Source organism: Parasphingomonas caseinilytica (genome assembly GCF_036663755.1).
Classification (GTDB): Bacteria; Pseudomonadota; Alphaproteobacteria; order Sphingomonadales; family Sphingomonadaceae; genus Sphingomonas.
Genome location: NZ_JAXOJL010000012.1, coordinates 25029 through 47413, shown reverse-complemented (window position 1 = coordinate 47413; position 22385 = coordinate 25029). Strand labels below are relative to the sequence as shown.

The following is a 22385-nucleotide window of genomic DNA, read 5'->3' as shown; positions in this document are numbered from 1 at the left end:
GCCATTATGCGGGACTGCGACCTCGTAGAAGGAATGGCGACTCATTTACGGGGGTTTTGCCCAGCGATCTCGTTCCAGTGGTTACCGGGTTTTTATCGCTGGTGCCGAATCCAGTAAGGCGATTTAGTAAGGTGAGGATCAACGAAAAATTCGCCCAGTGGGGCATCGATGTTTTATCGGGGCTAGCGGTTCCCCCTGTCCAGCTTCATACGAGTAACTAACCGAACATGATGTCCCCAGCCAGCGTCCTTCGGGAATTTAACGCTCGTCAGCGCGCGATCCTCTCAATCCTAGACATAGCGAGACAGGAGCTGAGTTACCCGTATATTGAAGCTTGGCCGGCTCTCGTTCATCATCAGCAGAAAATTGGCAGCGCCATGCAAAGACTTCAGCGGTTCAAGCACGACAACATCTTCGATCCCATAATCACTAGGGGCCAGAGCGATAAGGGCATCGCGGAAAAACTGAAAGCTGACTGCGTGATGCTCGGAGGTCAGTACGATGCGTTTCGCCAGAAATGGGCTAAGGCCGACGCTGGTGCCAACTGGCCGGAATATCGACTCTCAGCCATCTCCATGATGACAACGATACGCAAAAGCTTCTCCGAGCAAGAAGCGGTTATAAAAACGCTCGCTCTGGTTTGAGTAGTAGCTTGCCGTGGTCACCCATTTTTCTCGTTAGCTTGATTACCACTTGTTAATGCCTTGCGATAATAACCCACCTTCCAGTCATGGTCACAACCTTTGAGGAGAGGGAATCATGGAGCACAAAACGGCAGGCTCTCGCTTGGAGCGGCGTGTCGTTATAGTCGACGATTCGCGAACGATCCAAGCCATGCTTGACAACGCGTTCAGTAAAAGAAGCGATTTCCGCGTTGTCGGTTTTTCGAGCGACGCGACGATGGCCGTCGAAATGATACGGCGCTTGATGCCTGATATCGTGACAATAGATCTTACTATGCCATACATCGATGGCGCAGCTCTTTTGGCGATGATAGCTGATTTGGAGAATGTTTGTAAGATTATTGTATCGGACATTCCGGTAAAAAACATCGTACTGTCAAATAAATTGCGACAAGCGGGCGCAGCGACATGTCTCGGCAAAAGCGACCTAGTCGAAAATCCAGATAAGTTCTTTGCCCAAGTAAACGCTGCAGCCGCAGCGGTCAGTGGCGCCAAGCGGAATAGTTTCGCCACGATCGACTTTAAATCTCAATCAGGCAGGCAAGCGCGGGCGCTGACTGCCGGATCAGCACCATCGTTTCCTATTCCCGCTGATGAGCAAGCTCGTCTGAGCCTGGTGCGCAGGAAGGGTCTTACAAACAGCACGCGCGAACGTCAGTTCGACCTCGTGACTAGACATGTCGCGAGGGTAACAGAATTTCCTGTCTGCTTACTGACAATTATGGAGCGTGATACGCAGTGGATCAAGTCGGCCAGCGGCATGGACATCGACTGCACGCCGCGACACGAGGCATTTTGCAACTATACAATTGCCCAAGGCGGAACGTTTATCGTTGCAAATGCTGCACGGGATGACCGGTTTTCCGGTCTCCCTTCCGTCACCGATGACCCTGGTATCCGATGTTACGCGGGTCATCCCGTGACAACGAGCGATGGGGTTACCGTCGGAGCGCTTTGCGTAATAGATAATAGAGTTCGAAACGTTTCAAAGCATGTTTTGGATCAACTTGCCGGAATGGCCGGAATCGTGGCTGAGATGATTGATCAACGCCTTCCTCTTGCGGCCTGATTTCCAGTAGCTTTTCTCGTCAGAATGCAAGACTAATACTTTCACATGGAGACTGTACTACGCTAGCGGTATTTGTGGCATGGTCATGATAAAATGTAAAATGACCGGCCATCGGGCTTCGACTCGCTGGACTGTCGAGACCCGTAACCTGTGCACTTCTTAAATTTAGGTGTTCATCTGTCGAAGGCAGACTGTGCACACCTATTGGAAAGTTCCGCTTAATATGCGAACGACCCGCTTGTCATTCCGCAATGCGGCGTAGCTGGGCGCGTATATCGAGACTTGCGTTAATGCATTCGCTGATCAGGACGGTGGCGAAGACGTGTTACTTCGCGTCAGGCCCGAATGAAGCCAGCAGGTCTGGTGAGCGGCATAAAACGACGGGCGGCGTCCCTTAAGAGAGTTCGCAGGCCGGTCATCTTGCAACGCGACCCCTTCGGATCACATGCATCGCACGAGCTTCGTTCGCTTATTCCGAATGAGCTCGTAGTGCTTTCGGCTCCAAGGCAATGATGGAACCACGTCGAGCGCCATCTGGTCCCCTTTCAGATGCCCGGTGTACGTAGCTCGCGGTGCACCCTTATCGTTAGAAACAGATGTTGGCCCGGGCCGATACAATTCGAATGTGCCGACCGCTGTGAAACTGCCCTTGACGTCGATCGCCGTCGGGAATGGGAAATGACCTTCGCCGCAGTCGAGCGTCAAATGACCGCCTTGTGCAGTCATCGTCAACCGCACATGATCGCCACCCCACTGGCCAACAAGCGGCGCTCGTTCAGGCACCAGACCGACTGCCGCAAGGATCGCCAGATAAACGTCGGCCGCGAGCGCCATCATTTGTCTCCATGCTACGATCGGAAGCCCTCAGACAGAAATGGGGGCATTGCGCCCCCATCCCCTACTTATCAGAGATTCGCTTAAACGGACACGGTCGTCCGGACCGACGGCCGCTTGCGCCGCATGCCGACCCCAACCATGCCGAAGCCGCAAAGCATCATGAGCCACGTGCTTGGTTCGGGCACAGCGGCGATGCTCACCTGAGAGATCCAAGTGCTCCAACGCGAACCGCCTGTGCCGCCTGGATGTCCACCCGCCGCATCGTTGTACTCGCGAGCATATTCACCGATGACCCAGAAAGATTGGCTGTCGCTAGGATCGAGCGAAACAGAGCTATAATCGCCCCAACGTTGACGGCCGCTAGCGACGAAACCGTTGAGTGCGCCGTTGTGATAGTCATCGACAAGGCTGACCTTCAACAACTGCTCTGTGCCGTTCTTCACCAGATTACCGTTCGCATCGGTGTTGTACGCTTGCGCGAGAATGCTGACCTTGCCGTCGGAACCAGCGCCCGACCGATTATAGGCGATGAGCACCTGACCGTTGGCATTTACAGCCAACGAAGCCTGGTAAAAGTCGTGAACGCCATCGCCGATATCGCCTTGGCTGATCAGCTGCTTCGTCGTGGCATCGACAACCACATAGTGAACGGAGGTAAAATCGCTGCCGACGGGCGTGGCCGTGTAAACCGCATAGATCTTGCCGTTCACCTCGTAGACGCTCGATCCGATACGCTGATCGCCGGTATCGATCACGCGATTGTTGGATGTGAAAGCGCTTCCGGCGGTAGGCGCATCGGGCACCGCGTTGGGCTGCCGTCCGGCACCGTTATCTGCATAATCAGCCGTACCGACATACTTAACGGCAGACTTTGAGGTAGCGACGCCGTTAACAAAATTGACGTCGTATCCGATGACGTCGTTTGTGGTCAGCGATGCCGCCAAGATGTGACCGATCGAGGATGCGGAATTGCTGTTCACACCCTGAATTGCAAAACCGCCATCCGCACCACCGTTCGCGTAGGGCGTGCTGTACTGGGTAAGTCCCGCAATCGACGGCGGCCCCATGCCGAAAATGCTGGCGATTGGAATGACGTTGAGGGTCGTCCCGCTGAATGTCCCACCAGAGTTGAAATTATTGGTCCCGATGTAAATCGCGTTCTTGTCCATCGCCAGCGTCGGATAGTCGGCGGTGCCGCCAGCGAAGCCAGTAAACTTGGTTGAGGTCCATCCACCGAGTGCATCTGACGAATTGGAGACTGCGATCTGGATATCCGAGACGCTCGAACCGAAAGACAGCGCTACCCAGCGGTTTGCCGAAGAATTGAACAACACCCGCGAGTCACCATTGGCTCCCGTCTGACCGGCGGCAGCCCAGAAGGCTAAGTCAGACTGAAAAAGCGATCGGGAACCGGTGGACTTATCATAAACAGCGAAGCCACCGTTGACGAAGCTTGTGTACTGCGTGGTCCCGACCGCTCCCATCGTGTCTGGCGGAATGAAGCTGCGACCGACAGAGGCCACATCGTACTGGCTTATACCCTCGAAGCCTTTGACGACGTAAGCGCCGGCCGACGATTGGCTGAAATCGACGTGATAAGCGTTCGAATCTGCGATCGTGTAGGGCAGTTGCTCGGCGTGTTCGAATTCCAGATACGGGTCTTTGGCGATGTCCGCCTGGGCCATCGATCCGAGCGAACCGAGGGTCATGATGCTCGCAGCCAACAAGAGCTTCATTTTGTTCATGATAATCCCCCAAATGTTACGATTCGTTACAGCCCAGAAATACTTCGTTAACATTTCATTGCGGTTTTTGGCTGTCAACGCTGTTTCGGGGCAAGCTCCGGTTCGACGTTCCAAAACGCGACAGTGTGGCCCAAAGGCCGCAGTGCGGAGCGATGTAAGTGTTCCAAGGTTACGGATCGGATTTCTTGACGGTCATCCTACGGCGGATCAGGCATTCATCGCGTAAGCGGCTGTGGAACAGCTAACCAAAACGCCCCTCGGTTTGATCAAGGCGAAGAGGAAACACCCATCGATCGTGATCGATCACAGGCAGGGATCAGGAAACTCTTGACCGGTATTCCGGTAACTCGGGGGGATAGAAAGTGAAGCCACTGACCTGCGGAGTGCCGCCGGCCGGAAACTTTCTGACCTAACTTTTCAGCTAAAAGACCCGGTGGCCCTATTGAAGACGCCACCGGGCAGGGAACCTCTGATTAGAGAGGCGCTTCCTTCTGAAATGGGGTCCCAGTTTCAAAAGGGGGGCTAACCACGGCATAATCGACACGACGCAGCTAGTGCGAATCGTATCGCATTGGCTCAACGCTGAAAAGGCCTGCTCCTGTCCCATGAAGGAAAGCCCCGGCGCGCTCATCCGACCAAACGCACCGGGGCAATGGTTCGGCGGAGGAACCGAAGCAAACTCAACGAGACTACATCGATATCGGTCCGCCAATCCCATACTGACAAGATCACTTGCTCTTCAGACCGGATTTCTGATCGATATTTGATGAGCGCTATTTGTATCAGATGGCGAATCTTACGGGCCAGCACACGCCCGCGCGCTTTGCCCTTCCCTACCAAGTTTATGCTTTCTTCGGACAATAGTTCGCCTACGGTCGCATGAACGATCGGCATTGCGACCCGCCAATCGCCTGACGTCCGGTTCGCGCTGGACGCGTTGGCAAATGCCCGTGCCACCTCGCTACGGCGCACAGCCCCCTGGCGCCATCGACAGAAGCGCGCTTTAAGAACCAGTTGCGACCATGAACCTGATTTCAACGTATGGTCGAGGTTCAGCATTCGCCGGCTGGCGATGCGGACTTTTCTATGGCAATCGGCTGCACGAACTGGAGAATTGTGTGCCAAAGCGGAGAGTCAGCAAACCCATTGCAACAGGTATCGAAGGGCTCGACGAAATCCTTCGCGGCGGCCTGCCCCCATCGAACCTCTATATGCTTCAAGGCGCGCCCGGTGCAGGCAAGACCACAGCGGCTCTTCAGTTCCTGCGCGCCGGTGTCGAAGCGGGTGAGCGCTGCATCTACGTCAGCCTGTCGCAGACAGCGGCCGAGCTCGAATCGATCGCGGTGTCGCATGGCTGGACGCTGGACGGAATCCGGGTCGAGGAATTGTCTGCGTCCGACGCGGTGAATGGCGCCGCCGACCAGACCATCTTTCAGACTGCCGAACTGCGTCTCGACGAGACTCGGCAGGCGATTGAAAAGGCGATCGAGGATCACAAGCCAAGCCGGCTCGTTTACGATTCTCTGTTGGAAATCCGTTTGATCACGGGCGATACGCCACGCTTTCGCCGAGAACTGATCGGCTTCAAGGCCTTCCTTGCCAAGCGTAACGTCGTTGCGCTTTTGCTCGACACCCAAAACGGTGAAGCGATGAACGGCGAAGAGGTGGAGGGCATTGCCCACGGCGTTATCCGGTTCGATAAAACGCTGGAAGATTACGGCGCGGTGCGTCGGCGGATCGAGGTTAGCAAGATGCGCGGCGTCCCGATCGCCGACGGTTATCATGATATGGCAATTCGCGAGGGACAAGGTGTCGTGGTGTTCCCGCGCATCGTGCCGGGCGACGCGTCCGAAACCAGCAAGCCCGAACTGATCAAGTCGGGTGTCGAAACGCTCGACGCGATGTTCGGCGGTGGTCAGGAATCGGGTACGACTACGCTGGTTATCGGTCAGTCCGGGACGGGCAAATCGACCATGGCATCACTGTATGCGACGGCGGCGCTCAAGCGCGGCGAAAGCGTCGCCCTGTTCCTGTTCGAAGAGCGGCTCGAAACCTTTTTCCGGCGGTCGGAAGGTCTCGGCATGGACCTTCGGAAATTCCACGAGGACGGCGCACTCGTCATCAAGGATTTCAACCCCAACGAGATTTCGCCGGGTGAGTTTGCGCAGGTCGTCCAGAACATCGTTAAGACGGAAAAGACCCGCGTCGTCGTCATCGACAGCTTCACGGGTTATCTGAACTCCCTTCCGCAGCGCGACAAGGCGGTTCGCGATATCCAGTCGCTATTGAAATATCTCGCGCGGTCCGGTGTGCTTACGATGTTGATCGTCGCGCAGCACGGACTGCTCGGGCAGAATGTCGGCATCGACGTCGATGTCAGTTTTCTGGGCGACACGGTTCTTTTGCTGCGTATTGCCGAGCATGAAGGCCGCTTGCGGCGCAACATCACGGTCGTGAAGAAGCGCCACGGGCCGCATGATCTGTTCGTTCACGAACTGAAGATCGAAAGCGCCGGCATTTCCGTCGTACCTTACAATCCGCTTCCGGAGTCGTGAGCGAAGTCCCGCCGGATGATCACGCGCCGCTGAACCATATCCTGGTTCTGGCACCATATCGACGCGACGCCGACTATCTGCAGAAGCTGTTCGCCGAGCACGATATCCGTGTCGAAATCTGCACGGATTTCGCCTCGATTGGGGAACGGTTGGTACACTCGCCCGGCGTTCTAGTCGCGACGCATGAGGCGTTAACGCCAGCGGTCCTGAAAGCCGTGGCAATACATCTCGCGGCTCAACCCGCATGGTCCGAGATGCCGATCGTCATCCTGCTCGATCGCACATCGAACCAGCTTCAGGTGCGCAACGAACTGGCGCGGGCTTGGCCCCGGGCACGGCATATCTATTATCAGCGCCCGGTAACCCCGGTTGAGCTGATCAGCGGTGTTCAGTCAGCGCTGCTGGCGCGACTTCGGCAGCGCGACGTGCGCGACCATATCGATCGGGAGATCGAACTGCGACGAGAGCTCAATCACCGCGTCAAGAACATTCTCGCCAGCGTCGCGTCGATCTTCGAAATGACTCATCGCGGCGCCGACACTCTGACCGAATTTGCCGACGACTTTCGCGGCCGCCTGGGGGCGTTGTCCAAGGTCCATTCGGCTGTGTTTCAGGCCGAGGACGAGGCGGTGTCGATCGGAGATATCGTCGATCTGACGTTCGAACCATACCGCTTGCCGGGACAAAATCGGGTTTTGACTGGGGGGCCGGTGATCATGCTGACCCGCGAGGCCGGCACGACGCTTGCTTTGTGTCTTCACGAACTCGCCACCAATGCCATCAAATATGGCGGTCTCTCCACGCCGGACGGAAGCGTGTCCTTCACCTGGTCCCTATCCGAGGCCGATCCCATCGACCTGTCGGTTTGCTGGGAGGAAAGCGGCGGCCCAACTGTCGTCGAGCCTACCCGAGCGGGATATGGCACACGATATCTAAGATCGGCACTCGCCAGCCTGTTCGGTGCCAAGCCGCTCATATCGTTCGATTCAGGCGGTCTTCGGTGCGAGGTTGCCGGTCGTGTTGCCCGCGTGTCGTGCAACTCATGACGTCAATCGGCGTTGGCGGCAAATGGCTCAGAAAAAGTCCTCCGCAGTACGCCCACTTCGCGTTTTCTGCCTCGAAGACAATCCGTTAATCGTCTTTCATCTTGAACAGATGATCGAAGACCTCGGACACATTTTTGCGGGGTCACTCGACAGCTTCATAGAGTTGCAACGACAGGCATCATCGTATGACATGGATTGCGCGTTGGTCGATATCGACTTGGCTGATGGACCAACCGGTCCCTCGGCTATGGCCTGGCTTCTAGATCGAGCCATCCCGGCCGTATTCGTCACCGGACAGGCAGAAATTGCTGCTGACTTTGCGGACATATCCGTTGGGACGGTCGGCAAGCCAATCAGTAGAGACACACTCGCTGCCGCTCTTCTCAAACTTCGTGAAGCACTTTCGTGACACACCGTGGTGGTTACCCATTTAAGACCGCTCACCAGGCTTATTCAGACGTCGATTATTCCCGCGGCGTGGATCCAACGCCACGCTCGCGCGCCCAAACGACTGCGGCGCTACGCCGGTTGACACCGATCTTCGCGTAAAGGCGAGCAACGTGGTTTCGGACGGTGTTGCGTGAAAGTCCCAGCCGCTCGGCTATCCCGGCGTCGTCAAGATCCTGACAGATGAGATCGAGCACTTCACGCTCCCTCGGGCTAATATCTGCCGCCGGCGGGGCATTCCGCTCGCCGGCGCGTGGGTTCCGAAGCGTGGCCAGCTTGTCCATGATCGACCGACTGAGCCAGTTCGCGTCCTTCATGACCGCCTCGATCGCTTCCACAAGTTCCAGCTCGCTGCGTCTGCGATCGGTGATATCCTGATAGAGCCAAAGGACGCATTCGTCGCCGTGCACGCTGATCCGCTCCGCCGACGCGATGCAGTCGATCGCGACGCCATCTTTTCCGAGCACCCGTACGTCATGCCCCCGGAACCCCCCTCGTCGATGGACCTCTTCCTCCAGCCCTAAGCGCTGCTGAGCGTCGTTCCTTAACTGAAGGTCTTCCGCGACCCGCCCGATAGCGTCGTGACCGGAATAGCCGGTCAGCCGCCTGAAGGCGTCGTTCAAATTGATAATTCGGTGATCGTCGCCGCGCGTCACCACCATGGCTACCGGAGCCATGTCGAATACGGTCGCGAAATGGCGCTCGCTCGTCTCAAGTGCGCGCTCCGCCTTTCTCCTCGGCTCGAGATCGGCGAAGGTAAATAGAAGGCAGGGATCGTTCTGCACCTCAATCGGCTGGCCCGCCAGAATGACGAGCTTGGTGTCGCCGGCCGCCAACGGCAATTCCGCCTCTACCTGCGGGACTACGTCCCCAGCCGCCACACGCTCCCTAACGTGTGCGTCACGCTCGACGTTCGCCAGAAGGTCGACCTCGAACATGGTGCGTCCGACCAGATTGCTTCTGAGATAGCCACTGAGATCCAGAAAACCCTGATTGACGCGAACGTAGCGCTGGTCGGAAACCCGGACGATCAGCGCGGGCGCCGGATTGGCCTGGAACATGGCCTCGAACCGGTCCTCGGCGTCGAAGCGCTCGGACACGTCATGGATGACGAGCGCCAGGCAGTCGGGCTCGCCGCCATCGTCGTCCATCGAGACGTCGCGGACCTGATGCACCCATCGCGGCGTATTGCTGCCGAGGGGCGCGACCTCCACGATCAGGTCCGGGAAGCTCTCGCCCGCGAGCAGCCGCACCAGCGGATATTCCCGGCTCTTGAGCCGCCGGTGGTCGCGGTAGCGCAAGCAGAAACGCTGCGCGTATTCGTCCGCCGTCGCGCCGAGGTCCTCGACCCGGTCGATACCGTGCATGGTCAAAGCCGCTGCGTTGGCTCCGAGGATCATACCGGTGGGATCCATCAGGATGACGCCCTCCAGCAGACTCTCCATCAACTGCTCGAGGTGATGAAGGGTTGGACCCGGAATGGCACGGTTGGCTTTCGATCTCATAATTCTCAAGCGCAGAACCACACAGCAGGTTCCGAGTTGCCGCAACAAAAGCACCAACACTGATAGTGCTGAAGCACTACAGCGGAGCACTCTTCCCGGAACCCGAAATGGAACATCGCGGACCCGACCATGTTGAAATGCCCGCACAACAAAGGGCAATAACATGAACCTCATCATACTCCTCGTCGTCGGCGGGATCATCGGCTGGGTCGCCAGCATGATCATGCGAACCGACGGCCAGCAGGGCATCGTGCTCAACGTGGTCGTCGGCATCGTCGGCGCTCTTCTCGCTGGCTTCATCATCACTCCGCTCATCGGCGGTGCCTCGATCATGGACGGCGCGATCAACATCCAGTCGATCCTGGTGTCGCTTCTCGGCGCGGTGGTCCTGCTCGCAATCGTCAACCTCGTCCGTCGCGGCTCGGTCCGCTGACTAGCATCGCGGCGCGGTGGCAACGGCTCGCCATGCATCACGATGAACCGCCGCAGGGCGTTATCACACAGGAGAGAACATGAAGAACCTCATCATCAGCGCAACCGTCGCTGCGCTTATGGCGACCGGTGCAACGGCGCAGACAGCCCATTCCGGCTCTCACAACCCCGCCGTGAAGGACAGCTCCGTCGGCAACGTCGTCGCACCCGCCGCTGGCCGCAACTCGTTCACCGAGAGCCAAGCGCGCGGACGCATCGCCAAGGCCGGATACTCGGGCATCTCGAAGCTCGCGAAGGACGACAATGGCGTCTGGCGCGGGACGGCGATGCGCCAGGGCAAGAAGGTGCCCGTCGGCCTGGATTACAAGGGCAACGTAACGACGCGCTAATCCGATCATTCAGGAGAGAAACGATGAAGAAGACAATCACACGGCTGTTCGACAGCTATTCCGACGCCTCCGCCGCCGTGGCTGAACTGGAACGGCTTGGCGTTTCGCATGACGATCTGAGCATCGTCGCGAACAAGCGTGATCACGGTGATCGTGAAGGCACTGACGGTATCGGCGATGTCAACGATGATGGGGATGTTACCCGCGGCGCTTCAACCGGGGCCGTGCTTGGCGGGGTCGGCGGGCTCCTGGCCGGTCTAGGCCTGCTTGCCATTCCTGGCCTTGGTCCGATCGTAGCGGCCGGCTGGCTCGCATCGACCGCGGTCGGTGCCGGTATCGGTGCCGCCGGTGGTGCGGCGACCGGCGGCATCGTCGGTGCACTGAAGGAGTCGGGCCACACCGAAGAGGAGGCCAACGTTTACTCCGAGGGTGTACGTCGCGGCGGAACGCTGGTCAGTGCTCGCGTCGATGATGCGCTTGCACCGGAGGTCGAAGCCATTCTCGACCGACACAGGTCGGTCGACGCCACGACCCGCGGGGCCGCGTATCGTGAGTCCGGCTGGAGCACGTTCGACGATCGGGCGCCAGCCTATACGGACGACGAAGTCGCGATCGAGCGCAATCGCTACGGTTCGACCCCCGTCGTTTGAATAAGACTGCAGCCCAGCTTTGCGGCTGGGCTGCAGACGACAGACATAAGACGAAGGTTAATTGATCCTGGGGACTGGGCATGTCGGCTGTTACACTTTGCGCAACATGAGCCGCCAGTCACCTCCGGCACGACCCATAAGCGGAGTTTCAGTGACGATCTTCCCGTTGTCAAAAGCGGACATGCCGCTCACTCGAAGACAAGAGGGCAGACCGACGCCCTCTTGTTCCCCGCATTCAGAGCAGCTTTCTTTTGGAGCCGAAAGCGAAACCTTCGAAGACGGCTGTGAGAAAGAGCATCAGCGCCGGCCACTGAGGACGGTCACCGACTTGATATTGCGTTAAATCCCGCTTTTAGAGTGAAGCCTGAAGGCAGGTGAGGATGGACAGCGGCGCGTAGGATGCGCATCATCCGGTGATCGCGGACGATAGGCCATGGAACCGGGGGATCATCGTGAAATACGCCGCTGCATTGCTGTCGCTCGTCCTGCTCGCCGCGCCAGCAGACGCCGCCAAGAAGACGAAGATAGTTGAGCCTCTGCCGACGGAGCTGATCGGGCACGCGACGGTCGCCGCTACAACCGTGATAATCGGCGAGACCGCGCAGCAGAACTTCGAGAAGCTGGAGGCCAAGGCGGCAAACAAGAACACTGGAACGCCAGCAGAATCCGGCTCGCCCGATGCGCGCGCTACGACCGACCGCTACTCGACCCTGCCCTTCGCCAAAATGCTTCCCTTGGTCATAGAGGACGTAACCCGAGAATGGGGTCTGACGAGCGGGCGGCCTATCAAGCTCGTCGTCACTATCGACTCGATCAAGACCGCGAACGCCGGCATGGCGATGCTTCTGGGAAGCAACGACGAGCTCGCCGGGACGGTGGTGGTGGCGGACGCGGTATCCGGCGACAAGCTCGGCGAGATCTATGTGGACGTGCTCAACAGCAGCGCAGGCCTCCTTGGCCTCGCGATTCGAGGAGCGGGCGTTCGCGAGAAGCTGACGACGGCATTCGCCGGGCAGATCGCCATGCAACTGAGCGGCAGCAAGCACAAACCGAAGGTCGCTGCGAAATGAGAACCAGACATTACCTGCTCATTGCGGCCGCCTTAGTGGCGCCGACGGCCGCAACTGCCGCCGAACGCATCGTCGACTACTCGATCGATGAGGCCACGGCCGCGGCTCATGCCTTGGAGCAAGGCGTGCCGCTCACCCCGGTGCCGCGTCGAGGTCTTGCCCATGTCGCCGTGGTGGTTGCGCCGGAGGTAGATCACGAAGTGATCCGTGCCGGCATCGCATGCGGCGCATGGAAGATCCGGAATCCTTTGTCGGTCGAGGTTCGACGCTTCGCATCCGCACTGGACCGCGACGGAGCCGCCGCAGAAGGATCGGCGGTCTCCTTCGACCTGCTGGTCAAGGTCGATCGCGCCGCCACGCTGAGTCGGTGCGTCAGCACTGGCGAGATGAAGAGCGCCTGCATATACCGCGTGACGATCGTGGGAAGCGTGAAAGGCCAAACCGGGGTCGAGCGGCCGCTCCGGATCGAACGTGAAGCTGTCGCGAAGGGCGTTGGCATCTGTGCAGGGTTGACCCGCGGCATCGGCCTAGTCGGCCGTTCGGCGACCGCGGCATTTTTTGAAGAGGCCGCGAAGAAGATTTGATGGGTGAAGATCAAGTCCGGCTAACACTGATGACACCGGTCGCAGTCTTCCGAACCAACCTTGCGGAGAGACGACCTAGTTTCGGTCATCCAGCAGCGCCGTTATTTTACATAGAAGCGGGCCTTCGAACATAACGGTCAACGGCTCGGACGATGGTCGGTCCATTGCTTATGTCGAATTGCGCGCGAGCCGAAGCCAGGCATGTAAGCGACAATGGGATATCGTTATGCGGATACGGCACTCGCATCGCTAGTCGACTCGCGCACGTGCGAAATGTTGGATAGCCGTCGGTATTTCTACCCAGGCATGACGGCGGTCTTCCCATACGGACCGGATTGGCTGCATCGAGTGGGGATCATCGAACAAACCGATCGGCACTCCGGTCATGGTCGGGTTTTTCGAACCCCGCATGTATACCGTCGTGCCGCAGTGGGGGCAGAAGAACTGGCTGAACACGCCGCCCAGATCCGTGGGCCGATCAAACTGCCTTGCCTCACCCTCAATCAAAACGTCGTCATGTGGCCAGTAGGCGGCCTCACCAAATGGCGAGCCCGACCGCTTCTGACAGGCGACGCAGTGGCAGGCCACAACGGCGATCGTCGGGCCCGGCACTTTAACTTGTAACTGCCCGCACTGACATGATGCTCTCATCAGTCGACCATACCACACCGCGAAGCGACGGAAAATGGGCGGTTGCTGGCAAGCAAAACTCGGCAGGAAGTACTTATAACCGGCCACCTGCGACCGAAATTGGTCGACCCAAAACCGGTCGCTCGTTCAGGTCCGCCACGCTAGCCGTCGAGTGATCGACTTCATCACCGACGGTAGACCAAAGCCATCGAGCGCCGACCCTTATGGCTTTCGAATTCCGAATTTTATCGACGAGCGTCAGTTGTCGACCGCATCATTGAGAGTATCATCTGAAGATGATCGCGATCGCCCTACTTGCTGCCGCCGCCACCTCCTGTTCGCCGGCTGGCGACTGGGATGGTTCGCTGACCGTTCCCGCAGGGATCCAGCTTCCACTGGTGCTGCACCTAAAAGACATGGGCAGCACGATCGACAGCCCAGACCAAAATGCGCGCGGTATATCCATCGACGTTACCGCGAACCGCAACAGCCTATTGGTCGTCATACCGTCGACCAAAGCCCAGTTCGCCGGAACCGTTTCGACCGACTGCAGCACGCTCACCGGTCCCTTCCGCCAGAGCGGCATGGAGATGAAAGCCAGCTTCAAACGCCGTCCGGCCGGGGCGGCCGCACCTGCGATTTCTCGGCCCCAGACCCCGCAACCGCCATTCCCTTATGACACTTCTGATGTGAGCATAATCGATGGTGCTGTGACGCTTGCTGGAACGCTGACGATGCCGAAAGGCAAGGGCCCCTTTCCAGCCGTCGTCATGATCGCAGGGTCGGGCCCTCAGAACCGCGACGAGACCGTCGACGGCCACCGCATCTTTCTCGTGATCGCCGATCGGCTGACGCGGCAGGGGGTTGCTGTCCTTCGCTACGACAAGCGCGGGGTCGGCAAATCCAGCGGCAGCTATGCAAATGCCACGCAGCGCGACTTTGCAACCGATGCGACCGCGGCGCTTCAGTGGCTACGTCAACAGCCTTCTATTGATGCCGCCAGTGTCGGTCTGTTGGGACACAGCGAGGGAGCCGAGATCGCGCCTACCGTCGCCGGCGCTGATCGGCATGTTGCCTTCACCGTTTTACTGTCAGCTCCAGCGGAAACGGGCATCGAAACCATAGCATCGCAGGCTAAGGCCATCGCGCTGGCAAACGGAGTGCCAGCGGCAACCGCGACCGTCAACGACGCGCTGGAACGCCGCCTGCTGGCAGCGGTTGCCGCCGCACCAGACAGTATCGCCGCCGAGCAGGCGGCGACGGACATCCTCACCAAGGCGGGCATGCCGACCGACCGCGCTGCCGCTCAGGCCAAGGGTCTCGCCTCTCCTTGGTATCGAGCGTTTCTCAACGACGATCCCTTGCCCGCCCTGCAAAAACTCACTGTGCCGACGCTGGTGATTGCGGGATCCAAGGACCTCCAGGTTCTGCCCGATCGCAATCTACCACTGATCCGTCGGGCTTTGGCGGGCAACAAGAACGCTAAGATCGTTGAGCTGCCGGGATTGAACCATCTCCTTCAGCCGGCCACGACCGGATCGCCTAGTGAGTATGGGAAGATCACGACGAGCGTCGCCCCGGAAGCACTAAATCTCATGACCGACTGGATTCGTTCAATCGTGAAGTGATGACCCGTAAGTCGCCATCCGATGCGTTCTTCCAGCCCCCAAAATTGGCCGGTTATTCATAATCCCATTTTGGCCGAGATCGGACCGGCTATCGACTGTCTGTTTATCGCTAACAAAATCTAAGAGCCGCCGTTCTCAGAGCAATGTGACGCAGTCTCCGTGCGCGACGTCCTGCTCACCGCTTGGGGAGATAAGTGAAAACGCCAACGTCATCCCCTCGCGCCGTCCTGATTCTTCCCAAGTGGCCCGCCTAAAACTAGTAGTCGTAGGGGGACCAGGGCGAAACCCAGTGCGGGAATAGTTCCGACAGAGCCTGATCCAACTTTGCGAGCCTCCCTGTTTGGCGTTTTCACGCTGGCGTCGTCGGCGGATGGCGCGATCACCATCTCCAATCGACATCAAAAACGGTCCAGTACCGGCAAAGCGTCTCATGGCACTGTTCCGCCAGCTTGGTGGCGCTCGGCTTGCGGGGCGGTCGCGGCAACGAATAATCCGGACGCGTGCCGACGTCATGGATGAAGGTGATTGTCACAAACGTCCATGCACCCTCAGCTGCCGAGCCGCAGATCGTACAGGTCCGACGTTTGACCATCGGTCAGTGCTCGCTGACCGCCGCTTCAATTGCAAGGATATTGACCTGTTTGAGCGCCGCGATTTTTGTTGTTGAAAACATGGAGGGCGCTCATCGTCGTCCGGGAACCGGTACGAGTTGCGACATGAGGTGGGCGTGCCAGTCGCCTATCTTACCCCCGAACACGCCGAACAGGGCATTATCGGCTAACCCTGAGTGTCTGCCGAACCAGGGAAGATCACGGGGCGGTTGAAGTTGTAAAACGGACATCGGCCTGGCCGGCGCTAAAACCAGCCTTTTGTGGAAACGCTACTTCAAGGCGAAGATGCCCTCGCCGAACGATGATCTGGGACGACGGATGCTCAATCCTGACCATCGACGAGCAAGGCGGAAATGGCCGATATCCTGCGCGTCTCGGTTTCAGGCGCGACCTCTGATATCACGTCCCCATTTGCGACTCTCGTGCTGATTTCCTTCATCCAACGGTGCAATCTGGAAATGGCCAGATCGGCGGGTACGAGATTCTCGGGACTGTTTTCCTCCGCGAGATACCCTGCACTGACCGTCATGACCGCGTCTTCCACCGTCAGTCCCTGCACCCCAGTAAAGGTCGTATTGGCGCGCATAGCCACGCGATCTTGACTGAAGCGGTTGCGCTGACCGAGCGGTCCCAGCCCCGGCATGGTACTGGCAATGCCGCCGTCTTCCAGCTGCTGAGGATCGACGCCGAGGGTGACCAGCATTTCAGCAAGCGGTCGATCGCTGCGGAGCTCGCGCTGCGAAACGACATTGTAGAAACGGGTATGCGTGTCGTCCTGCGGCACGCTCAAATGAATATTGCCGTTGGCGATGAAAACTACATAGGGTGCGGCAAACGCCGTAACGCGAACTTGAGTCATTGACTGACCCTCGTGCTCCACGGCACGCAGCGCGCCGTAGTGAAAGCCGAAGTCGGTCGCCCGCACATCCAGTTTAGGCATGGTGCTCGCCGTCAGAGCAGCCTTGTCGGCGCCGGCGGTCTCGCGCAACGCATTGATGGCATCGACATGTAACAGCGACACGTGCGCGGAATCGACCAGTCCCTCTAGGGGATGGATGAAGCTGCAATCAAGGTCCACGGGAACGACGATCTGGTTTTCCGCAGCCTCAGAAGCCCAGCTGAATTCCGGAAACGGCGGCTCATGCTCCGCTGGGCCGATATACGTCCAGACCAGCCCCCCGGATTCGCGAACGGGATAGGCGCGTGCTTTGACATGTTGGCGAAACGTGCAGTTGTCATGATTGGGCGTTTCGAGAAGATTACCATCCACATCGATCTTCCACTGGTGCCACAGGCACCGCAACCCGCCATTCTCGTTGCGTCCGAACACGAGCGACGCACGCCGGTGGGGGCAGGCTTCGTCCAACAGTCCGACGCGGCCCTGGGTGTCACGAAAGGCAACGAAAGACTGACCGAGCAGGCGAACGCGGTAAGGGTCGCAGTCGGGTTCGGCGACTTCGCTCGACAGGCAGGCCGGAACCCAGAAGCGGCGGAGCGCAGTGCCCAACGGCGTTTCCGGTCCGACGCGGAAATCCAGTCGCGTGGGTTGATTTCGTACCTTCATAAGCCTCTCCTCCGCCCTGCGAATCTGCAGTTCGCGCAACACCAACATAGGGCAGATATTTTCCTTGGAAAACAAAATTAATCGGTCGGTTACGAATTCGGAGGGTGCCAGCGCCGAAATCGTATCCCGCTGGGCGGGAATATTTCCGGACAAAGATCTGGATCTCTTAGCATTTCAGATATTCGCGATCCGTCTCGGCAGTCTGCTCGTGCGTCGGCAGGAAAAGATTTGCCGTGAAAATTATGGCCTCAACGCGTCTCATATCACCCTGTTGGTGGCGCTTCTGCGACTCGACGGGTTGGAGGCGGTATCGGCTGGAGAACTGCATCGCAGCTTGCTTGTCGCGCCCGGTACGATCACAAAACAGGTTGATCGCCTAGTCGAACATCATCTTGTGGAACGGCTTCCAAATGTCACCGACAAGCGCGAAGTCATTATCCGGCTGACGCATTCGGGTCGGAATATTGCCCACGATGCGATCGAAAGCCAGATAAACAATGGCGCGGTGCACGACGCGCTGAAGAGCCTGGGAGCTTCCGAAGGAACAGCGTTGATCGGCGGTCTGGCCAAACTGCTGGCTGCGCTGGAGGCTCAAGAGACTCGCGGAGAATGAAGCTCTGCCTGGAAGGGCAAGGCGGCAGCGGGGTCTGCAACTTTGAAAGGGGTTAAGATCGATTGGGGCAAATATGCAGACGCGATGAGTGAGGGTAGCGTCGCAGCACCAGACACCTCCTGGCCCGCACGCAGTATCACGTCCAAGAAAAACATTTAGATTGCGTATTACGTCCAGATGTATCATTTTGTCCTTCACGCCAATCACGGAGATGATGGCAGGGAGGGATGATGATGAAACACACCAACACGAAATTGGCGGCAATCATGGTGGCATCGGTGGCCATGCCGGCATTCGCACAGACGACGGTTCCGCCGGCCACTCGACCGGAACAGCCACAACAGGCAGCCGACGAGGGCGACATCATCGTCACCGCGCAGAAACGCACGGAGCGTCTTCAGGATGTTCCGATTTCGATCACGGCTGTGTCCGGAGATCAGATGGCGAAGCAGGGAATCGTCAACACCGCCGACCTCGCAAAGGTAGTTCCGGGGTTCACGTTCCAGAACAGCGCATACGGCGTTCCGATTTTCACCATTCGCGGGATTGGTCTGTACGACAATTCCACCGCAATCTCTCCTACGGTATCGGTCTACGTCGATCAGGTTCCTCTACCCTATCTCGTCATGACCCCCGGTGCCGCGCTCGACGTGGAGCGCGTGGAGGTGCTGAAGGGTCCGCAGGGCACGTTGTTCGGACAGAATGCCACCGGCGGTGCGATCAATTATATTGCGGCCAAGCCCACGAGCACGCCCGAGGGCGGCTTCGATCTGAGCTATGGTCGCTTTAACGCCGTGTCCGCCCAAGGGTATGTCTCTGGCCCGATCACGGACACGCTGGCGGTGCGCGTATCGGCCAAGCATGAGTATCGCGATGGCTGGCAGAAAAGCGAAACCCGTCCGGATGACAGGCTAGGTAAGCGCGATTTTTCTGCAGGACGTATCATCGTCGATTGGAAGCCGACCAGCCGTTTCAAGCTCGAGATCAATGCCAACGGGTGGCAGGACAAGTCCGACACCTTGGCATCGCAGTTCATCGGCTTTCGGCCGACGACGCCGCCGCCACGCGGGTATCCCGAAAGTACACTCGCGCTCGCCGGTCGTCGCCCCGCACCCGACAATTCACGCGCCGCGGATTGGGATCCCAACGTTTCCTTCCGACGTGACGACTGGCTCTATCAGCTGTCCGCGCGAGCCGATTGGGAAGTCGCGGACCACATCGATATTACCTCGATCACGGCGTATACCAGTTTCAAGACCTCGTCTCCTACTGACAGCGATGGCACCGATTTCAACAACTTCCGCCGCACGCTGAACGCAACGATCAAGAGTATATCGCAGGAATTGCGGGCGTCAGCCGACCTGAAAGCCGCAAGGATCACGATCGGCCTAAATTATCAGGACGATAATGCGAAGGAGCGCGATCCAACCACCTATGTCGGGTCGAACAGCGGCGTTGGGCCACTGCGCTATTCCAATTTCGACAACATAACCGATCAGCGCGCCAAGACATATGCCGTGTTCGGCAATACCGAAATCCCGCTGACGGAAACGCTGACGGCACAATTAGGCGGTCGCTACACCAAACAGAACAGGGATTATCAGGGTTGTTTGAGGGATGCAGGAGACGGCGCGCTCGCTGCCGCTATCGCTCTAGTCCCGGTGCTGGCCGCCGGCAAACCTTATAGTCCTGCGCCGCCCGGTGAATGCGTAACTCTGGGCGCCGATTTCAATCGCATTGGTCTGGTCATCGACACACTGGACGAGGGCAATGTTTCCTGGCGCGGTGGCCTTACCTGGAAGCCTAACCGCGACACCATGGTGTATGGCAACGTCACCCGTGGTTACAAAGCAGGTGCATTCACCCCTTTGCCTGCCGTTTTCGCGAGCCAGCTGACCCCCGTGCGTCAGGAACGCGTGACCGCATACGAGGTAGGGACAAAGCTGAGCCTCCTCAATCGCCGGATCGATACCAGCCTTTCTGCCTTCTATTATGACTATGCGAACAAGCAGATCCTCGGGACCGGCGTCTACCCCCCGTTCGGCGCGCTGCCGCAGCTGCAGAATGTCCCGAAATCAAACGTTTGGGGTGTCGAACTCGATACGACCATTCGCCCGATCGATGGCCTGCGGCTACGTGTCGGCGGGACTTACATCAAGTCGCGGGTGAGCGAGACCTATCTGACGCCCGATCCGGTTGGCAGGGTCGTGGATATCAAGGGCGAGGCGTTTCCAAATGCCCCGCGCTGGCAGATCGTAGGCGATGGGGAGTATGGCATGCCGGTCGGTACAGGGCTGAAAGCCTATCTTGGGGGCAATGTTAGCTACCGCTCGGTCAGCAACGCGGCGTTCGGCGAGAACCCGACATTCCGCCTCAAACCCTACACGCTGGTCGATCTGCGTGTAGGGCTAGGATCGCAGGACGATGCGGTTACGGTGGAGCTATGGGGCCGGAACGTGTTAAACACATTCTATTGGACCAACGTCAATTATGCGATCGACTCGCTGTCGCGGGCACCAGGGATGCCGGGAACGTACGGCATCACGCTCAGGTCGCGGTTCTGACCTTGTCCGTGCCGTCGGTGCTGCTTGTGCATGGGGCGTGGCATGGCGCGTGGTGCTGGGGCCCGCTGCAAACCAGCCTCTCGGCGCTGGGGGTCGATTCCGTCGCCCTCGACCTTCCGGGGCATGGATATCGGCGGCGACTGTCGTGGATGGTTCGATGGCGGGCGTATATCGATGCCGTGCATGATGCAGTTGCTCAATATGACGTCCCACCAATCGTGGTCGGCCACTCGATGGGTGGAGGCGTCATTAGCGGCGCAGCAGAGTTGGCGCCGGAGCTTTTTGGCGCGCTGGTGTACATTGCCGCATTCGTCCCGCTCGATGGTGAAAGCATTTCGGACCTGGCGAAGACAGAGCCGCCAGCACCTGGCCTCAAGCCGAGATTGAGCCGCGGGGAAGTGTATTACGAGCCCGACGACGCATCGTCGCTGTTCTTTCATGACGTTCCCGACGCCGGGTCGTGGGGAGCGATGGTCCAGCCACAACCCATCCGTCCCGTCCGAACACCGATCCGGCTGACGTCGGGGCGCTACGGAAGCGTGCCCCGTTACTATGTAGCCTGCAACAGCGATCGCGCCCTATCCCCAGCCTTTCAGCAAAGGATGATCGACAGGACACCGATGCGCCGGGTTTTTCGGATGGAGAGTGGGCATTCGCCCTTTCTATCCGATCCACAACGACTTGCTGCGATCCTGGAAGAGATCATAGACGGTATCGGTGCGGACGGGGCACGCCCGCACTGGGTGCCGAGATGATTCTCGTCTTCGGCGGCAACGGATTCGTGGGTCAACATGTCGCGCGCCGGTTGGTAGACGAGGGCGAGGATGTCGTCGTCACGACGCATAGCCGATCCGCTATTCCGCTCCTGCTCGCGCAAGCCATCGCCGAAGGACGCGTATCGATCGCGTCGGTCGATATCACGGATCCGTTCGATGTCATGGCTGTGGTGGCGCGGCACCGGCCAGCTGTGGTTATCGATTTGAGCGGTCACCATCCCAAGGCGTTGACCCCGGCCCGGGATGTCGCATTCCGGACATCCGCTCTTGTAAATATTCTTGAGTCGGCTCGGCTGAATAGCGTCGGTCGCGTAGTGCTGATGAGTTCGATGGACGTCTATTGGGGCCTGCCGACAGGGGAAGCGCCCTTTCAGGAAACCGATCCCGTACCGCTGCTCGAATTAGACGATCATTTTATCGTCCAATCGTGGGCGAAAAAAACCCTGGAAGTTATCGGCAATCTGTATCGGCGGCAGCATGGCATGGATGTCGTTTTCGTGCGTGCGAGCGGAATTTACGGCCCCGGCTACCGAACGTGGCTGAACCTGCCGAGCCGGTTGTTGCGTGCCGCGATCTCGGCGAACTCCGGGCAGGAGCTTGCCGATGGCGGCGAGACTGCGTTCGCCGATGGCGGCTACGACCAGATTTACGTGAAGGACGCGGCTCGCGCGATCACGAAAGTCGCGCTAGCACCTGCGCTGTCGCACCCCGCGTATAATGTCGGCAGCGGGCGGTTGCCGCTTTACGATGAGTTTGCGACCGCTGTCCGCGACGTCGTTCCCGGTTGCGACATTAGACTTGCTGTTCGTCCCGCAAGCCAGCCACGCGGCGCGATGGACGGTCGATGGATGCGCATTGATCGGATAAGGGACGAGCTGGGCTTCGAGCCTAAGTATAACGTCCGCGAAGCGATGGCCGACTATGCCACGTGGCTTTTGTCGAACACAAACATGCATTCGGCATGAATATGAGCTGGCCTCGAACAGC

At 58.7% G+C, this 22385-nt stretch carries 20 protein-coding genes and 1 pseudogene; 15 read left to right on the top strand and 6 right to left on the bottom strand.

The genetic code is table 11. From position 1 onward, the window contains the following. Positions 1 to 227 precede the first annotated feature (227 nt). Positions 228 to 644: a hypothetical protein gene (locus tag U1738_RS19135; RefSeq protein ID WP_332790629.1), complete on the top strand. Its 417-nt coding sequence runs from the start codon at positions 228 to 230 to the stop codon at positions 642 to 644. A 115-nt stretch (positions 645 to 759) separates the two neighbouring features. Further along, on the top strand, positions 760 to 1752 hold the full coding sequence (locus U1738_RS19130) for a response regulator (RefSeq protein ID WP_332790628.1): 993 nt from the start codon (positions 760 to 762) through the stop codon (positions 1750 to 1752). A 441-nt stretch (positions 1753 to 2193) separates the two neighbouring features. Here the strand turns inward: U1738_RS19130 and U1738_RS19125 are convergent, their stop codons facing one another. The 3 genes and pseudogenes from U1738_RS19125 to U1738_RS19115 all read right to left on the bottom strand — a co-directional run bounded on the left by U1738_RS19125 (position 2194) and on the right by U1738_RS19115 (position 5393). Then, entirely contained in the window at positions 2194 to 2586 is a 393-nt protein-coding gene (locus U1738_RS19125) for a hypothetical protein (RefSeq protein ID WP_332790627.1), read from the bottom strand. An 83-nt stretch (positions 2587 to 2669) separates the two neighbouring features. Then, positions 2670 to 2789 (bottom strand): annotated as a pseudogene (locus U1738_RS20350) (PEPxxWA-CTERM sorting domain-containing protein); the annotation flags it as partial. A 2172-nt stretch (positions 2790 to 4961) separates the two neighbouring features. Further along, entirely contained in the window at positions 4962 to 5393 is a 432-nt protein-coding gene (locus tag U1738_RS19115) for a hypothetical protein (RefSeq protein ID WP_332790625.1), read from the bottom strand. On the opposite strand from U1738_RS19115, the gene U1738_RS19110 reads away from it, so the two are divergent. Genes U1738_RS19110 through U1738_RS19100 form a run of 3 tightly spaced genes read left to right on the top strand, consistent with a single transcriptional unit; the run spans position 5357 to position 8344 of the window. After that, a complete protein-coding gene (locus U1738_RS19110) occupies positions 5357 to 6889 on the top strand; it encodes a DUF7125 family protein (protein ID WP_332790624.1) in 1533 nt (510 codons plus the stop codon). The two genes, U1738_RS19115 and U1738_RS19110, sit on opposite strands and share 37 nt — an antisense overlap. Continuing rightward, positions 6886 to 7935 (top strand): HWE histidine kinase domain-containing protein, encoded by a 1050-nt coding sequence (locus U1738_RS19105; RefSeq protein WP_332790623.1) that lies wholly within the window; start codon positions 6886 to 6888, stop codon positions 7933 to 7935. The genes U1738_RS19110 and U1738_RS19105 overlap by 4 nt, the downstream gene beginning before the upstream one ends. A 22-nt stretch (positions 7936 to 7957) precedes the next feature. Further along, positions 7958 to 8344 (top strand): response regulator, encoded by a 387-nt coding sequence (locus U1738_RS19100; protein ID WP_332790622.1) that lies wholly within the window; start codon positions 7958 to 7960, stop codon positions 8342 to 8344. Positions 8345 to 8399: 55 nt separating this feature from the next. Here the strand turns inward: U1738_RS19100 and U1738_RS19095 are convergent, their stop codons facing one another. After that, entirely contained in the window at positions 8400 to 9827 is a 1428-nt protein-coding gene (locus tag U1738_RS19095) for a PAS domain S-box protein (RefSeq protein WP_443027051.1), read from the bottom strand. 223 nt (positions 9828 to 10050) lie between these two features. Between U1738_RS19095 and U1738_RS19090 the strand changes: the two genes are divergently transcribed. The 5 genes from U1738_RS19090 to U1738_RS19070 all read left to right on the top strand — a co-directional run bounded on the left by U1738_RS19090 (position 10051) and on the right by U1738_RS19070 (position 13012). Further along, positions 10051 to 10320, top strand: coding sequence for a GlsB/YeaQ/YmgE family stress response membrane protein (locus U1738_RS19090; protein WP_332790620.1), 270 nt, complete (start codon positions 10051 to 10053; stop codon positions 10318 to 10320). 79 nt (positions 10321 to 10399) lie between these two features. Next, the gene (locus tag U1738_RS19085; RefSeq protein WP_332790619.1) at positions 10400 to 10708 is read left to right on the top strand and encodes a hypothetical protein; all 309 of its coding nucleotides are present in this window, start codon (positions 10400 to 10402) and stop codon (positions 10706 to 10708) included. A 23-nt stretch (positions 10709 to 10731) separates the two neighbouring features. Next, on the top strand, positions 10732 to 11358 hold the full coding sequence (locus U1738_RS19080) for a hypothetical protein (protein ID WP_332790618.1): 627 nt from the start codon (positions 10732 to 10734) through the stop codon (positions 11356 to 11358). Positions 11359 to 11810: 452 nt separating this feature from the next. Beyond that, positions 11811 to 12428, top strand: a complete 618-nt coding sequence (locus U1738_RS19075; protein WP_332790617.1) for a hypothetical protein — start codon at positions 11811 to 11813, stop codon at positions 12426 to 12428. After that, positions 12425 to 13012 (top strand): hypothetical protein, encoded by a 588-nt coding sequence (locus U1738_RS19070; RefSeq protein ID WP_332790616.1) that lies wholly within the window; start codon positions 12425 to 12427, stop codon positions 13010 to 13012. Before U1738_RS19075 ends, U1738_RS19070 begins: the two co-directional genes overlap by 4 nt. Before the next feature lie 249 nt (positions 13013 to 13261). Here U1738_RS19070 and U1738_RS20345 read toward each other — a convergent pair whose 3' ends face one another. Beyond that, positions 13262 to 13663: a GFA family protein gene (locus U1738_RS20345; protein ID WP_443027053.1), complete on the bottom strand. Its 402-nt coding sequence runs from the start codon at positions 13661 to 13663 to the stop codon at positions 13262 to 13264. A 275-nt stretch (positions 13664 to 13938) separates the two neighbouring features. On the opposite strand from U1738_RS20345, the gene U1738_RS19065 reads away from it, so the two are divergent. Then, a complete protein-coding gene (locus tag U1738_RS19065) occupies positions 13939 to 15270 on the top strand; it encodes an alpha/beta hydrolase family protein (protein WP_332790615.1) in 1332 nt (443 codons plus the stop codon). A gap of 933 nt (positions 15271 to 16203) precedes the next feature. Here U1738_RS19065 and U1738_RS19060 read toward each other — a convergent pair. Next, a complete protein-coding gene (locus U1738_RS19060) occupies positions 16204 to 17520 on the bottom strand; it encodes a Rieske 2Fe-2S domain-containing protein (protein WP_332790614.1) in 1317 nt (438 codons plus the stop codon). On the opposite strand from U1738_RS19060, the gene U1738_RS19055 reads away from it, so the two are divergent. The 4 genes from U1738_RS19055 to U1738_RS19040 all read left to right on the top strand — a co-directional run bounded on the left by U1738_RS19055 (position 17510) and on the right by U1738_RS19040 (position 22363). Next, positions 17510 to 18058, top strand: a complete 549-nt coding sequence (locus U1738_RS19055; protein ID WP_332790613.1) for a MarR family winged helix-turn-helix transcriptional regulator — start codon at positions 17510 to 17512, stop codon at positions 18056 to 18058. The two genes, U1738_RS19060 and U1738_RS19055, sit on opposite strands and share 11 nt — an antisense overlap. Positions 18059 to 18291: 233 nt before the next feature. Then, entirely contained in the window at positions 18292 to 20622 is a 2331-nt protein-coding gene (locus tag U1738_RS19050) for a TonB-dependent receptor (protein WP_332790612.1), read from the top strand. Positions 20623 to 20630: 8 nt separating this feature from the next. Next, entirely contained in the window at positions 20631 to 21377 is a 747-nt protein-coding gene (locus tag U1738_RS19045) for an alpha/beta fold hydrolase (RefSeq protein ID WP_332790637.1), read from the top strand. After that, positions 21374 to 22363 carry an NAD-dependent epimerase/dehydratase family protein gene (locus U1738_RS19040; RefSeq protein WP_332790611.1) on the top strand — a complete coding sequence of 330 codons (990 nt, stop codon included), beginning with the start codon at positions 21374 to 21376 and terminating at the stop codon, positions 22361 to 22363. The genes U1738_RS19045 and U1738_RS19040 overlap by 4 nt, the downstream gene beginning before the upstream one ends. Positions 22364 to 22385: the final 22 nt, after the last annotated feature.